The organism is Kribbella sp. NPDC050470 (assembly GCF_044458365.1).
Lineage (GTDB): Bacteria > Actinomycetota > Actinomycetes > Propionibacteriales > Kribbellaceae > Kribbella.
On sequence record NZ_JBITHV010000009.1, the window covers coordinates 469,114 to 482,647 of the forward strand.

The 13,534-nt window shown below is 68.4% G+C and carries 12 protein-coding genes; 5 read left to right on the top strand and 7 right to left on the bottom strand.

The window, feature by feature from the left end; all coding sequences use genetic code 11:
* Positions 1–72: 72 nt before the first annotated feature.
* From ACIBGM_RS29055 to ACIBGM_RS29065, 3 genes are read right to left on the bottom strand one after another with little or no spacing between them, the layout of a single operon-like run.
* Entirely contained in the window at positions 73–960 is an 888-nt protein-coding gene (locus ACIBGM_RS29055; protein WP_360531135.1) for a carbohydrate ABC transporter permease, read from the bottom strand.
* Positions 957–1,898: an ABC transporter permease gene (locus ACIBGM_RS29060; RefSeq protein ID WP_396387306.1), complete on the bottom strand. Its 942-nt coding sequence runs from the start codon at positions 1,896–1,898 to the stop codon at positions 957–959. Before ACIBGM_RS29060 ends, ACIBGM_RS29055 begins: the two co-directional genes overlap by 4 nt.
* Positions 1,899–3,518: an ABC transporter substrate-binding protein gene (locus ACIBGM_RS29065; protein ID WP_396387307.1), complete on the bottom strand. Its 1,620-nt coding sequence runs from the start codon at positions 3,516–3,518 to the stop codon at positions 1,899–1,901.
* Positions 3,519–3,565: 47 nt separating this feature from the next.
* Here ACIBGM_RS29065 and ACIBGM_RS29070 point away from each other — a divergent pair, with 47 nt between their 5' ends.
* From ACIBGM_RS29070 to ACIBGM_RS29085, 4 genes are all read left to right on the top strand, one after another.
* Positions 3,566–4,627 carry an exo-alpha-sialidase gene (locus tag ACIBGM_RS29070; protein WP_396387308.1) on the top strand — a complete coding sequence of 354 codons (1,062 nt, stop codon included), beginning with the start codon at positions 3,566–3,568 and terminating at the stop codon, positions 4,625–4,627.
* Between the two features lie 14 nt (positions 4,628–4,641).
* Positions 4,642–5,577, top strand: a complete 936-nt coding sequence (locus ACIBGM_RS29075; protein ID WP_396387309.1) for a dihydrodipicolinate synthase family protein — start codon at positions 4,642–4,644, stop codon at positions 5,575–5,577.
* 29 nt (positions 5,578–5,606) lie between these two features.
* Positions 5,607–6,317: an FCD domain-containing protein gene (locus ACIBGM_RS29080; protein ID WP_360531150.1), complete on the top strand. Its 711-nt coding sequence runs from the start codon at positions 5,607–5,609 to the stop codon at positions 6,315–6,317.
* A 145-nt stretch (positions 6,318–6,462) separates the two neighbouring features.
* The gene (locus tag ACIBGM_RS29085; RefSeq protein WP_396387310.1) at positions 6,463–7,323 is read left to right on the top strand and encodes a DUF559 domain-containing protein; all 861 of its coding nucleotides are present in this window, start codon (positions 6,463–6,465) and stop codon (positions 7,321–7,323) included.
* 169 nt (positions 7,324–7,492) lie between these two features.
* Here the strand turns inward: ACIBGM_RS29085 and ACIBGM_RS29090 are convergent, their stop codons facing one another.
* From ACIBGM_RS29090 to ACIBGM_RS29100, 3 genes are read right to left on the bottom strand one after another with little or no spacing between them, the layout of a single operon-like run.
* On the bottom strand, positions 7,493–9,133 hold the full coding sequence (locus tag ACIBGM_RS29090) for a DNA repair helicase XPB (protein ID WP_396387311.1): 1,641 nt from the start codon (positions 9,131–9,133) through the stop codon (positions 7,493–7,495).
* A gap of 46 nt (positions 9,134–9,179) precedes the next feature.
* The gene (locus ACIBGM_RS29095) at positions 9,180–11,465 is read right to left on the bottom strand and encodes a helicase-associated domain-containing protein (RefSeq protein WP_396387312.1); all 2,286 of its coding nucleotides are present in this window, start codon (positions 11,463–11,465) and stop codon (positions 9,180–9,182) included.
* A gap of 14 nt (positions 11,466–11,479) precedes the next feature.
* A complete protein-coding gene (locus tag ACIBGM_RS29100; protein ID WP_396387313.1) occupies positions 11,480–12,262 on the bottom strand; it encodes a GNAT family N-acetyltransferase in 783 nt (260 codons plus the stop codon).
* 101 nt (positions 12,263–12,363) lie between these two features.
* On the opposite strand from ACIBGM_RS29100, the gene ACIBGM_RS29105 reads away from it, so the two are divergent.
* Positions 12,364–13,137 (top strand): alpha/beta fold hydrolase, encoded by a 774-nt coding sequence (locus ACIBGM_RS29105; RefSeq protein WP_396387314.1) that lies wholly within the window; start codon positions 12,364–12,366, stop codon positions 13,135–13,137.
* Here ACIBGM_RS29105 and ACIBGM_RS29110 read toward each other — a convergent pair.
* Positions 13,124–13,495 (bottom strand): DUF427 domain-containing protein, encoded by a 372-nt coding sequence (locus ACIBGM_RS29110; protein ID WP_396387315.1) that lies wholly within the window; start codon positions 13,493–13,495, stop codon positions 13,124–13,126. The two genes, ACIBGM_RS29105 and ACIBGM_RS29110, sit on opposite strands and share 14 nt — an antisense overlap.
* Positions 13,496–13,534 lie beyond the last annotated feature (39 nt).

Below are 13,534 nucleotides of genomic sequence, written 5' to 3' on the forward strand. Positions count from 1 at the left end.
GCGAAACCCTGGCGTTGCCCCTGGGCAATCCCCCGGGCGACAGTTCGTGACGCACCCGTCACCCGGTTGGGATCAACCCTTGACGGCCCCCGTCAGCACGCCCTTGGCGAAGTGCCGTTGCAGGAACGGGTAGATCAGCAGGATCGGGACGATCGAGACGACCAGGATGGCCATCTGGATCGACGCCTGCGGCGGCAGCAACTCGGTGCCGAGCTCGGCGCTGCCCAGCTGGGTGTCGTTGATGACGTACGTCCGCAATACCAGCTGCAACGGCCACAGCTTGCTGTCGTTCAGGTACAGCAGGGCGCTGAAGAACGCGTTCCAGTACGCCACTGCGTAGAACAGGCCGATCACCGACAGCACCGCCTTGGACAGCGGCAGCACGATGTAGCCGAAGATCTTCAGCTCGCCGGCGCCGTCCATCCTTGCGCTCTCGGTGAGCTCGCCCGGCAGGTTCATGAAGAACGCCCGCAGCACGATCACGTTGAACGCGCTGACCATCGTCGGCACGATCAGCGCCCAGATGCTGTCCAGCAGCCCGACCCCCTTGACCACCAGGTACGTCGGGATGATGCCGGGGGAGAACAACATGCTGAACAGGATCACCAGCAGGATCGGCCGCCCGGCCACGAACGACGGCCGGGACAGCGCGTAGGCGAGCAGGCAGGACACGGTGAGGCTGAGCAGCGTCCCGACCACGGTGACGAAGACGCTGATGAACAGCGCCTGCGTCACCACGCCGCCGGCGAACAGCGACTCGTACGCCGCGAAGCTGATCGACTCCGGCAGCAGCACCAGCCCGCCCGACTCGTTGATCTGCTTGTTCGGCGCCACGCTGGTCGAGATCACCCCGACGAACGGGAGGATCACCGCCGCGCAGAACACCAGCAGCACCAGGCCCTTGAAGATCCGCATCGGCCAGGACGGCATCGGCACGCCCTGCACGATCTTGCGTGTCATCGCTGGTACACCCCTTGCTCGCCGAAGATGTGCGCCACCTTGTTCGCGGCCAGCACCAGGGCCACGCCGACCAGGCCCTTCACCAGGCCGACCGCGGCGGCCACGCCCCAGGCGCCGCCGATCACGCCGTTGTTGTAGACGTAGGTGTCCAGGACCTCACTGACGTCCCGGCCGACCGCCTGCTGCTGCAGGATGATCTGCTCGAAGCCGACGGTCAGCGAGTCGCCGAGCCGCAGGATGAACAGCAGGATGATGATCCCGCGCAGCCCCGGCAGCGTGACGTGCCACAGCTGCCGCATCCGGCTCGCGCCGTCCACGCTGGACGCCTCGTACAGCTGGGAGTCGATCTGGGACAGCGCGGCCAGGAACAGGATCGTCGCCCAGCCGGTGTCCTTCCAGATGATCTGCGACGTCAGCAGCACGTGGAACAACTCGGAGTTCCCGATGATGTTGATCGTCGCCAGGTCATGCGATCGCAGGTAGTTGTTCAGCAACCCGCTGCCACCGAGCATCTGCTGGAACAGCGCGACCACGATCACCCACGACATGAAGTGCGGCAGGTAGAGGATGCTCTGCGCGATCCGCTTGATCCGCTCCGAGAACAGCGAGTTCAGCAGCAGGGCCAGCAGGATCGGCGCCGGGAACACGAAGACCGACTGCAGGCAGGTCAGGATCAGGGTGTTCTTCAACGCCCGCAGGAACGCCGGGTCGCCGTTGAAGATCACGCCGAAGTTCGACCAGCCGGACCAGTCGCTGCCGCTGATGCCTAGGAACGGCTGGTAGTCCTTGAACGCGATCACGTTCCCCAGCAGCGGCACGTAGTGGAACGCGATGATCAGCGCGGTCCCGGGCACCGCGAACAGCAGCAGCACCTTGTCCCGGAGCAGTCGCTGCCCCAGACCGAGCCGCTGCTGTCGCGTGGTGGATCGCTGGAGCATCTACTTCCCTGCCGCCTCGGAGAAGGCCTTCTCGAGCTCGCCGCGCATGGTGTCGCCGCCGGACGACTTCCAGGTCTGCACCGCCGCGGTCCAGTCCGACACCGGCTTCTTGCCCTGCACGATCTGCGACTCCAGGTCGGTCATCGTCTTGGCCAGCTGGGTCTGCTTCTTCGACTGGGTGTCGGAGTACAGGCCGTACGACGCGTCGTACACGAGCCGGTCCGCCACCTTCTGCTGGATGGCGTGCTGGTTCTGCGGCACGTCGGGCTTGCCGGCCCAGTACAGCGCCAGCGCGGAGTCGCTGATGTACTGCAGGCCGATGCCGGTCTCGACCACACCGGTCTTGGTCGGCACCGGGTCCGTGCCCTGCAACGCGTAGTGGCGGCCGGCGACGCCGTACTTGCGGAACAGGTACTCCTCGGTGCCGAACGGTGCGGCCATCCAGTTCGCGATCTTCAGCAGCGTGTCGGCCGAGTGCTTGCTGTCCTTGCTGAAAGACGTGATGTTGTTCAGCGCCGAGCCCATCCACGGCGCGCCCTGACCGCCGTCGAAGCCCGGTACGTCGAGCATGTTCACCGAGAACGCGTCACCGGCGGTGTTGTCGGAGTAGTACTGGTTCCAGGCGACGAAGCTGTCGTAGTCGAACGCCGCGATACCGCCGTTGAACCACTGCTTGCGGGCACTGGCCTTGTCGTTGAACGCGTCCGGGTTGATCACCCCGGCCTCGACCATCTTGCGGCCGGCCTCGAGCGCCTCGAGCTGCGCCTCGTGCTCGTACATCGAGGTGAACTTGCCGCCCTCCTCCTTCCAGATGTTGGGGATCATCAGCATCTGGCGGATGGTCGACAGCGGCACCCGGGTCCAGGCCCACTTGTTCTGCTTGGCCGCGGTCATCTCCTTGGCCAGGTCGAGGAACTCCTGGAAGTTCTTCGGCGCCGGGTCCTTGATGCCCTTCGCGGCCAGCAGGTCCGCGCGGTACAGCGGCAGCGACGTCCGGGACATGCCGCGCGGCACCGGGACGCCGTAGATCGCGCCGTTGAAGACACAGCCCTTCCAGTACTCGGTCGGGATGTTCGCCAGGAACGGGTACTTCTTCACCGCGTCACCGGACAGCTGCTCGGTCAGGTCCATGCACTTGGCCTTGACCAGGCCCGGGATCTGCACGGTGTCGACCGGGATGTTCAGGATGTCCGGCAGGTCGCCGCCGGCGATCCGGGTGGCGAACTTGTCCTTGTACTCGTCGTTCGAGGCCATGCTGATCTGCAGCTCGGAGCCGAGCCGCTGGTTGACCGCCTGCCAGAACTGGTTCTTGTCCGCCGCCGGCGGGATCGCGCCGGGGATGTTCGTCATGAACGTGATCGGCTTGCCGTCGCCGGGCGCCTCGGCGATCGCGCGGACCGGGTTCGCCGGGTACTTCAGGAACCCGTCCAGGACGACGTCGGTGCCGGGCAGGTCGGGCTTGATGTCGCCGTACTTGGTGTAGGTCGGCAGTTTCACGGCCAGGTTGGCGGCGGCCGTGTTCTTGTCCGAAGCACACCCGGCCAGCAGCGGCGTACCGGTGACCGCGACAGCGGCGGCGGCCAGGCCGCCGCCGAGGAATGTTCTTCTGCTGACTGGCATGAGGCCTCACTTCCATCGGAGGGCCACACCATGACATAGTACGTCCTATGTCTTCAAGAGTCGGCGCGCAGATCGTTTTCGATCCGGCGCACAGCGGCTACCACACGTTCCGGATCCCGTCCGTGCTGGCGCGGGGGCCGCTCGTGCTCGCCTTCTGTGAGGGACGGCTGCACGGGTCCGGCGACGCCGGCGAGATCGAGGTCGTGCTGCGGCGCTCCCTCGACGGCGGCCAGACCTGGCTGCCGCTGCAGGTAGTGTCCGCGGTGCCCGGCAAGACCTGCGGGAACCCGGTGCCGGTGATCGACCCGGCGAGCGGCGACATCGTGCTGGTCACGGTGCAGAACGGCGCCGACGCGGTGGAGATGTCGCTTGCCCGCGGCACCGATCCCGAGTCCGGGCGGCGGGTGTTCGTGCAGCGGTCCGCGGACGACGGTGCGACGTGGAGCCCGACGGTCGAGATCACCTCGCAGGTGAAGCCGGCCGACTGGGGTTGGTACGCGACCGGGCCGTGTCATGGGATCGCGCTGACGACCGGGCGTCTCGTCGTACCGGCGAATCACTCCTTCGTGCCGTCCGAGCCTGTCGACGACCTGATCCGGCTGAACGGCGGGCACTGCATCGTGAGCGACGACGGCGGTGTCACCTGGTCGGTCGGGTTCGTGGATCGCAACGACGGCGCGGAGATCAACGCCAACGAGACGACCGTGGCCGAGCTTCCGGACGGACGGCTGTACTTCAACGCCCGCAACCACCAGGGGACCGGGCCGGCCCGGGTGCACGCGTGGTCCTCGGACGGCGGTGCGACGCTCGACGCGCCGTACGCCGGGATCCCGGAGATCACCGCGCCGGGGATCCAGGGGAGCATGCTCGCGCTGCCCGACGGCCGCCTGTTGTTGTCGACACCCGTCAACCCGTCGAGTCGCCGTGAGCTGACCGTGTTCGTCAGCAAGGACTCCGGTCAGTCGTGGGGGCCTGAACTGGTCGTCCACGAGGGCATGGCCGGGTACTCCGACCTGGTCCTGCTGCCCGACGGCCGGGCCGGGATCTTCTACGAGGCCGGTGAGACCTCGTCCTTCGCCACCCTGCGCTTCGCCATGTTCGCCCTTTGAGGTTGGGAGACCCCTTGACCGACTCCGCCCAGTTGACCGGCGTCGTACCGCCGCTCGTCACCCCGCTCACACCCGAGTACGACGTCGACACCGCATCGCTGGCCAGGTTGATCGACCATCAGCTGACCGGTGGTGTGAACGGGGTGTTCGTGCTCGGCACCTCCGGCGAAGGCACGTTCCTGACCGACGAACAACGGCAGGTCGTGCTCGAGACCACCGTGACCGAGGTGGCCGGTCAGGTGCCGGTGCTGGCCGGTGTCATCGACACGTCGACCGCCCGCGCCGGCGCCCATCTGTCTGCCGCGATGAAGGCGGGTGTGGATGGGCTGGTCGCGACCGCGCCGTTCTACGCCGCCACGCATCCGGCCGAGATCGAGCGGCACTTCGTCCGGCTGGCCTCGCTGGCCGGGGACACGCCGCTGTACGCGTACGACATCCCGCCGCGGGCTGGGGTGAAGCTGCCGGCGTCGCTGATGATCTCGCTCGGTCAGCGCGGGGTCATCGCCGGGGTGAAGGACTCCAGCGGACAGGAGACGAGCCTTCGTCGGTTGGTGCTGGACCGGCGAGACGCCGGGCTGTCCGGGTTCGCGGTGATGACCGGCTCCGAGGTGACGGTCGACTCGTCGCTGGCCTTCGGTGTCGACGGCGTCGTACCCGGGTTGGGGAACGTGGATCCGGCCGGGTACGTGCGGTTGTACGACGCGGTTGCTGCTGGGGACCTGGCGGCGGCACGGGCCGAGCAGGACCGGTTGATCAGGTTGTTCGAGATCATCGACGTCGCGGATCGCGGGCGGATGGGGGCTAGCTCGGCCGCGCTAGGCGCGTTCAAGGCGGGGCTGTATCTGCTCGGCGTGATCGCTTGCCCGGTGACGGCGTACCCGTCGATCCCGCTGGACGACGCGGAGATCGAGGCGATCCGGCCCTTGCTCGAGCGCGCCGGACTACACTGAACGGTTCCAAGTTTCTGAGGAGGCCGGCAGTGACGACGGGTGGGCTCAGCCGGGCACGGGGTGCGGCGGGGAATCAGTCCTTCATTCGCGACCAGATGAAGTCGTACATCCTGGAGCGCGGGCTGAAGGCGGGTGACCCGCTGCCCAACGAGCAGGAGCTGATGGCTCAGCTCGGCGTCGGGCGGCACCCGTTGCGGGAGGCGATGAAGGCGCTGCAGGCGGTCGGCATCATCGAGATCCGGCACGGGTACGGGACGTACGTCGGCGAGGTGTCGCTGCAGTCGCTGGAGGACGGGCTCGCGTTCCGGATGTCGCAGTCGATGGCCGGCGACCTCCGCGACGTCCAGAACGTCCTGGAGGTCCGCCAGGCCATCGAGGTCGGCCTGGCGGACGACGTCGTCGCCCACTTCAGCTCCCACGGGTACGACACCCTGGAGCCGATCGTCCAGGCGATGGAGGCCAAGGCCGCCGACGGCAAGTACTTCCCCGACGAGGACTGGGCCTTCCACCAGGCCCTCTACGAACCCCTGGGCAACGCCCTCGTCATCGACCTGCTGTCAGTCTTCTGGCGAACCTTCTCCCAGGTCGACGCTCGTCTCCCCGGCGCCCGCTACTCCCCAGCCGACGCCGCCGCCTGGCACCGCGACCTCCTGAACACCCTCCAGACCGCCGACCCCGACGCCTTCGCCCGCTCCATGAAAAAACACTTCAACGGCATCCACACCCGCCTGGGCGAGTAGTTCGACAGGACGTACAGGTCCACTGAGGGCACGCCGGCCGGTCGCTGAGCGGGACGAGAACGGTCGGGCGGAGACACCTCCTGTCGAGCTGTTCCTGTGGACAAGGCACGACGCGAGTCGACCCATCTCGGGCACCATCCTTCGGATGGAAACGCTCGGCGAGATGCTGGTACGACGGGGTGGATGGACGACTCTGTCAGAGCTGCTGCAGGTGACATCCCGCAAGGCGATCGCGGCCGCGCTCGAGCGGGGTGAGCTGCAGCGAATCGCTCAAGGCGTCTACGCTGTGCCGGGCCTGCGGACGGACAAGGTGGCCGCTCTCGCGTACGACGGCGTCCTCTCGCACACCAGCGCTGCGGCAGCGCTGGGTCTCCCGCTCCTCGTGCAGCCGGAGAAGCCGCATGTCACCGTTCCGCCCAAACGCCGTCCACGCCCGGGACCGCCCGCGGTTCTGCACTGGGCCCCGACTCTCGTCGACGAACGCCGGCACCGGATCACGTCACTGCTGCGGACCGTCGTCGACTGCTGCCGCATTCTCCCGTTCGCGGAGGCACTCGCTGTCGCCGATGCCGCCCTCGCCACCGGACACCTCAGCCAGGACGAACTCCTTGCCGCGACAGCAGCGATGCGGGGTCCCGGATGCCCGAACGCCCGGAGGACGACGGCAGTCGCAACGGGCCTGTCCGGTAGCTTCCTCGAGTCCATGCTCAGGGCGCTCCTCATCGAGAAGGGCATCGACGGCTTCGAGCCGCAGGTCCTGGTATCCAACGGCCGCTTCCGGGCTCGGGTTGACCTGGGACATCGCGAGGCCCGGGTGGCGCTCGAAGCAGACGGCTGGGAGTTCCACGGATCCCGGCGCGACTTCGCTGCCGACTGCCACCGGTACGACGAGTTGGTGGCGGCCGGCTGGCTGGTGCTCCGGCTTACCTACGAACAGGTGATCGGCGCCCCAGAGTGGGTCGTCGCCACGATCCATGCTGCGCTGGCGCAGCGACTCGCCGGCTGACGGGACAAATGGACAGGAGGTGTCCGCACGAGCCCACCAACTGCCGCCGGCGGTCAGCGTCGCGATCTCCTGGCTGACCCGACACCTCCTGTCGAACTGCACCATTCAGCTCAGGCGAAGAGGTTCTCCGCGTCCACGATCTCCCCCTCCAACCTTTCCTTCCTTGAGGTCAGGCGAAGAGGTTTTCGGCGTCGACGATGGTGTAGGCGTAGCCCTGTTCGGCGAGGAAGCGTTGGCGGTGGGCGGCGAATTCGGCGTCGACCGTGTCTCGGGCGACTATCGAGTAGAAGCGGGCGGTGCGGCCGTCGCCTTTGGGGCGGAGGACTCGGCCTAGGCGTTGGGCTTCTTCCTGGCGGGAGCCGAAGGTGCCGGAGACCTGGATGGCGACCGACGCCTCCGGGAGGTCGATGGAGAAGTTGGCGACCTTGCTGACCACCAGCCGGGTGATCTCGCCGGCCCGGAACGCGTCGAAGAGCCGCTGGCGTTCGCGGACGGTCGTCTCGCCCTTGATCACCGGGCACTCCAGCCGCTCGCCGAGCTCGTCCAGCTGATCGATGTACTGGCCGATCACCAGCAGCGGCTCGTCCGCGTGGTGTTCGGCGATTCGCCGTACCAGCCTCGACTTCGCCGGGGTCGATGCGGCCAGCCGGTAGCGGTCCTCGGGCTCCGCGGTCGCGTACACGAACCGTTCCGTCTGCTCCAGGTCGACCCGCACCTCGACGCAGTCCGCCGGAGCGATCCAGCCCTGCGCCTCGATGTCCTTCCACGGCGCGTCGTACCGCTTCGGGCCGATCAGCGAGAACACGTCACCCTCGCGGCCGTCCTCCCGGACCAGCGTCGCGGTCAGGCCGATCCGCCGCCGGGTCTGCAGGTCGGCGGTCATCCGGAAGATCGGCGCCGGCAGCAGGTGCACCTCGTCGTACACGATCAGGCCCCAGTCGCGCGCGTCGAAAAGCTCCAGGTGCGTGTAGACACTCTTCCGGCGGGTCGTCATCACCTGGTACGTCGCGATGGTCACCGGGCGGATCTCCTTGCGGGCACCGGAGTACTCGCCGATCTCGTCCTCGGTCAGGCTGGTCCGGCGGAGCAGCTCGTCCTTCCACTGCCGCGCGGACACCGTGTTCGTGACCAGGATCAGCGTGGTCGCGGACGCCTGCGCCATCGCGGCCGCGCCGACGATCGTTTTGCCGGCTCCACAGGGCAGTACGACGACACCGGAGCCGCCGTGCCAGAACGAGTCGACCGCCTGCTGCTGGTACGGGCGCATGTCCCAGCCCTCACGTACCAGGTCGATCTTGTGCGTCTCGCCGTCGACGTACCCAGCGAGGTCCTCGGCCGGCCAGCCGAGCTTGAGCAGGGTCTGCTTGAGGTGCCCGCGCTCGGACGGGTGCACCAGGACGGTGTCGTCGTCGATGCGGGCGCCCATCATCGGCTTGACCTTGTTGCTGCGCAGCACCTCTTCCAGCACCGGCCGGTCGGTCGTCACCAGCACCAGCCCGTGCTGCGGGTGCTTCTCCAGCCGCAGCCGGCCGTAGCGGTCCAGGGTCTCGGCGATGTCGACGAGAAGCGAGTGCGGGACGGGGTAGCGGCTGTACCGCAGCAGCACGTCGATGACCTGCTCCGCGTCGTGCCCGGCGGCCCGCGCGTTCCACAGCCCCAGCGGCGTCAGCCGGTAGGTGTGCACATGCTCCGGCGCCCGCTCCAACTCGGCAAACGGCGCAATAGCCTTCCTGCACTCATTAGCGTCCGCATGCGCAGTCTCCAACAACAAAGTCTTGTCCGACTGCACAATCAAGGGACCGTCTGTCACACCCAACTCCCATCGTCGCCCCGACCTTCCATTGTGCCTGAGGCGATCAATCGACGGGGCGGGCGGTGGCTATTCGGTGGAGGGCGTAGGTGCGGGGTTGGTCGGCGCCTTCGTCGTAGGCGGTGAGCCAGCCGTCGGCTACTCGGACGGGTTCGACGATGCGTTCGGAGCTGGTGCCGTTGTGGTCGACGTAGGAGATCCACGTGCGGGTGTGGGCCTCGGCGGCGTTGGAGAGGATGCCGATGGTCTCGGCGGGGGCGGTGGGTTCGATCAGGCCCTCGTCGGTGGGGCGTTCGGCGGCGATGCGGTCGCCGGCGCGGACCTTCTCGATGACGGCCTTCACCTGGTCGTCCGTGAGGTCCAGATGGCTGTCGACAAAGTCCCGGCTGGTACGGCGACGTGGAGTCTCACCCCGTCGGGTCGCCGCGGTCGTCACGTGCACCACCCCGTCGAACGTCTCCGCCAGCGGCGCCAGACCGGCCTCGCGCAACCGGCTCAGCACCATGTCCGGCGGCGACGGCGACACCACGACCGTCGGCGCCAGTCGCCGGAACCGGATGCCCGGCAGGTTCGAGCTGAGCAGGTGCGTGAGCACGTCCTCGTCGTCACAGCGCAGGTACGTCGACGCCGTGCCAAGCCGGAGTACGCCGTGACGCCGCGCAACGTCGTCGATGAGGTACGTGAGCGGCTGCGGGACCGGTGTCCGGGAATGCTCGGCCAGCCACTTGTGCAGTTGGTCCGCGGTCCGTCCGAGGTCGAAGGCACGCCGTACTGAGCTCTCACTGAACCTGTAGACACCCGCACCACCGTGCGACTCCACATCGGCCATCGCGGACAACTCGTCCTGCACTACACGGACCAGTGGGCCCGGCGCGACCGCAGTGAGGTCCGCTTGCAGCAGCACCTCGGACACCGGCTCGGGGACCAGCGGGCTGATCGCCTCAGCCAGGTCCTCGGCGGTCGGCTCTGCCCCGAGCAGCGGCCGTGCATGCTTCGCCAGAGCCCCAAGGCCAGTCAGACCGAGCAATGCGGCCTCAGCGATCGTCCACTCGACCAGCTCGTCCCGGAACTGCCCACCACGCCGCGGCCGGTGCCAGGCGACCCAGGTGATCACAGACTCAGTCGCCGGCGCCGTACCAACTTCTGCCTCGGCCAATGCCTGCAACGCGAGCACTCGAATCTCCGGAGCGAGCAGCCGCTCCAGGTCAGGCGCGAGCGCGTTGATCAGCCGCTCACGTGCGGCAGCCGTCGCACCGCCACTGTCCCGCCGGCCGATCAGTCCGATCGCCCGGAGCCCGGTGAACCAGGCCATGACGAGCTGCGCCCACCGATGCGCCAGGCCCAGCTCCAGCCAGTCGTCGTACGAGCTCGTCGGTAGCCAGAGCTCACTGGTGCCGACCTCCACCGCCGCAACAAGCCCGGCGGCGTAAGCGATCTCCAGCACCGCAGCAGCCGTCTGCTCTTCCGCACCGATCTTGCCGGCCAGACTGCGCAGCTCCCGGACGCCTACACCGCCAGTGCGGAGCACAGGCGGCGGCTCAGTGCCGAGCTGCTCCAGCGCACGATCGACAAGACGCACCAGATCGAGCGCAGCACCGGCCGCCGCCCGATCGCCGATCGCAGCCGAGACCCGCTTGCCGTCCAACGGCGGCGGCACTGGCCGAGTCGACGCCAACACCCGCCCGCCACGCAGATGCAGCCCGATCTGCCGCGGCAGCACAACGGTGTTCGCATCCTTCGGTACGACGAGACCGCGCGCGAGCAACCGCTCGACCGGAGTACGCGCCGAGGCGATCGTCACCGGACGCTCAGCCTTCTCCACCGAACCGGTCGGCGGACCCCAGGTCAGCTTGTCCAGCACCGCACGCGCGTCCGGACCGGCCTCATCGATCAGCTTGTCCAGGTCACCGAAGTGCCGCGTCGTGACCGGCCCCAGCCCGGCAGGTGTCGGCCCGAGCAGCTCGTGCACCGCGCGGATGGGCCGCAGGTCGTCCTCGCCACCCCACACAAGCGCCAGGTCGAGCAGCTCCTCGATCCGCGGCCGGACCACGTCAACAGGCTGGTCGACACCAGCTGCCAAGTCCGCCAGGCGCACCGGCTCAGGCAACGCCGACAGCGACTCCAGCAGATCGACGCCGAACTCATCCAGCCGGTTGATCGCCCGTGCAGCCGACGCATTCGTCGTCGCCCGAGCCGCCAGCTGACCGGTGTCCGCAGGGATCGGCATCGCCAGGTCGGGCCGCCGCTGCAGCAACCGACCGAGCGCAGAGTCATCCCAGGTACGCAGTGCGTCGGCAAGGGTACGCGGGCGGCTCCGGTCGGCGGTGCTCATCCCTCCAACGGTACCTACTCCGCGGCTGCGGCGGTGCCGATGCGGTGGAAGCCGACGCGTTCGTAGACAGCGGCGACGGCCTTGGTCTCGGCAGAGAGCAGGATGAGGTCGACGCCGTTGGCGAAGGCGTGCTCGGCCAACACGCTGGTCACGGCGGCCGCCAGGCCGCGGCGGCGCATGGACGGGAGCGTGCCGACGCCGACGATCTCCGTTGTAATGCCGACCGGCTGATGCTGGCCGCTGGCGACCAAGCCGGCGTCGGTGAACGCGGCCGCGGACACCGTGACACCGCGGCGGACCCGGTCCAACACTGCCTCGATCAAGTCGTCGGCCACCTCAGACGCCTTCGCGTCGCGATCCTGCGGTCCGGCCGCGCCGACCGCCGTACCCGGGTCGCCGAAAGCGAGTGACGCGACCGCCCGGGCCTGCCGCAGTACGGCGTCGTCCGCCGGCAGGATCTCGCACCGGGCCTCCGCCGTGGCCGGCTGGAACTGGTCGCGCTCGAGGACAAGCAATGGGTGCTCGACCACGGAGAGCCCGGCCGCCGCGGCCGCCGGACCGAGCGACGGGCAGGTGTCGACGACCCACTCGAAACTCACCGGAATCCCGAGCTCCTCGCAGCGCGACCGCAGTACGGCGACATCGTCCGGCTTGATCGTGACCCCGGCGCCCGGCACCGGACGCGCGTAGTACGGCCAGACCGTCGTACTGCGGAAAAGCGTGAACGGACCGACCTGCTCGGCCACAGCGCCGGACAGCGGGACCGCGTGGAGATACTCGTCGACTCTGCTGATCATCGCGACGCAGTGAATCACCCGGGCGTGACCCGGCGCCAGAGATTATGTCGAAGTTCGCACACCGGCTCCGACGTCACCGACAACGCCCTGAGGAGGACGACATGCAGACGGTGACTTCGCCGGACGGTACGACGATCGCCTACGAACGCCAGGGCAGCGGCCCGAGGCTGATCCTGGTCCCTGGCGCGCTGTGCGACCGGAGCGCATTGCGGCCGCTGGCCGACGAGCTGGCCGGCGACTTCGACGTCGTGACGTACGACCGGCGCGGCCGCGGTGACAGCGGCGACCGGACGCCGTACGGCGTGCTGCGCGAGGTGGACGACATCGGCGCGCTGCTCACAGCCGTCGGTGGTACGGCGGCCGTCTACGGGCACTCATCAGGCGCAGGGCTCGTCGCGATCGCCGCGGGGACCGGGCTCCCGTTCACGCACGTGGTGCTGCACGAGCCGCCGTACGGACCGGACGACGTGGACACGGAGGAGGACGGCGCGGAGGTGATCGAGCTGATCACGCAAGGGCGTCGGCAGGAGGCCGTCGAGCTCTTCCTGCTGATGGCGGGCATGCCGAAGGAAGCGGCCATGGAGACCGCGGCCGCTCCGGGGGTCGCCGACCTCGCCCCGACCCTGGCGTACGACTTCGCCGTGATGGACCACGCCGCACCGGGTGGACGAGTGCCGGTCGACCTGCTCGCCAAGCTCATGCAGCCGACCCTCGTCGTCGCTGGGACCGCGTCGCCGCCGTTCATGGTCGACGCGGCGCACCGGATCGTGAAGGAACTGCCGGCCGCGTCACTGCGCGAGCTGGCCGACCAGGACCACGTCGTGCCGCCGGAGATCCTGGCGCCGGTGCTGCGAGAGTTCCTCAGTCCGCGATGATCTCGACCGACACCTTGTCCGGGTAGAAGGCCAGGTACTCGCGGATGTCGGCGACCGCGTCGTACGGCTGCTCGTAGGTCCAGACCGCGTTCACTCCGGTCTGGCCGGCGGGCAGGACGCTGTAGTACGACGCGTCGCCCTTGTACGGGCAGTACGTGTGGTGGTCGGTGCGCTCGAGGAGCGTCAGGTCGACGTCGTCCCGCGGGATGTACTGCACCGCCGGGTAGCTCGCCTCCTGCAGCGACAGCGCGTCCCGGGTGTCCGCGATCACCTGGTCACCGGCCTTCACCACCACTCGGTCCGGGTTCTTCGCGATCGTGATCGGGTGGTCCGGACCGGGAATCTTCTGCACAGCCATCAACGTCTCCCAAGAGCGTGGTTCACCGTCAACTTTTCA

Bases quoted from the DNA above. Each gene is read 5' to 3' on its own strand.
- ACIBGM_RS29055 (WP_360531135.1), bottom strand. From the start codon at position 960: ATGACACGCAAGATCGTGCAGGGCGTGCCGATGCCGTCCTGGCCGATG.
- ACIBGM_RS29060 (WP_396387306.1), bottom strand. From the start codon at position 1,898: ATGCTCCAGCGATCCACCACGCGACAGCAGCGGCTCGGTCTGGGGCAG.
- ACIBGM_RS29065 (WP_396387307.1), bottom strand. From the start codon at position 3,518: ATGCCAGTCAGCAGAAGAACATTCCTCGGCGGCGGCCTGGCCGCCGCC.
- ACIBGM_RS29070 (WP_396387308.1), top strand. From the start codon at position 3,566: ATGTCTTCAAGAGTCGGCGCGCAGATCGTTTTCGATCCGGCGCACAGC.
- ACIBGM_RS29085 (WP_396387310.1), top strand. From the start codon at position 6,463: ATGGAAACGCTCGGCGAGATGCTGGTACGACGGGGTGGATGGACGACT.
- ACIBGM_RS29095 (WP_396387312.1), bottom strand. From the start codon at position 11,465: ATGAGCACCGCCGACCGGAGCCGCCCGCGTACCCTTGCCGACGCACTG.
- ACIBGM_RS29100 (WP_396387313.1), bottom strand. From the start codon at position 12,262: ATGATCAGCAGAGTCGACGAGTATCTCCACGCGGTCCCGCTGTCCGGC.
- ACIBGM_RS29105 (WP_396387314.1), top strand. From the start codon at position 12,364: ATGCAGACGGTGACTTCGCCGGACGGTACGACGATCGCCTACGAACGC.
- ACIBGM_RS29110 (WP_396387315.1), bottom strand. From the start codon at position 13,495: ATGGCTGTGCAGAAGATTCCCGGTCCGGACCACCCGATCACGATCGCG.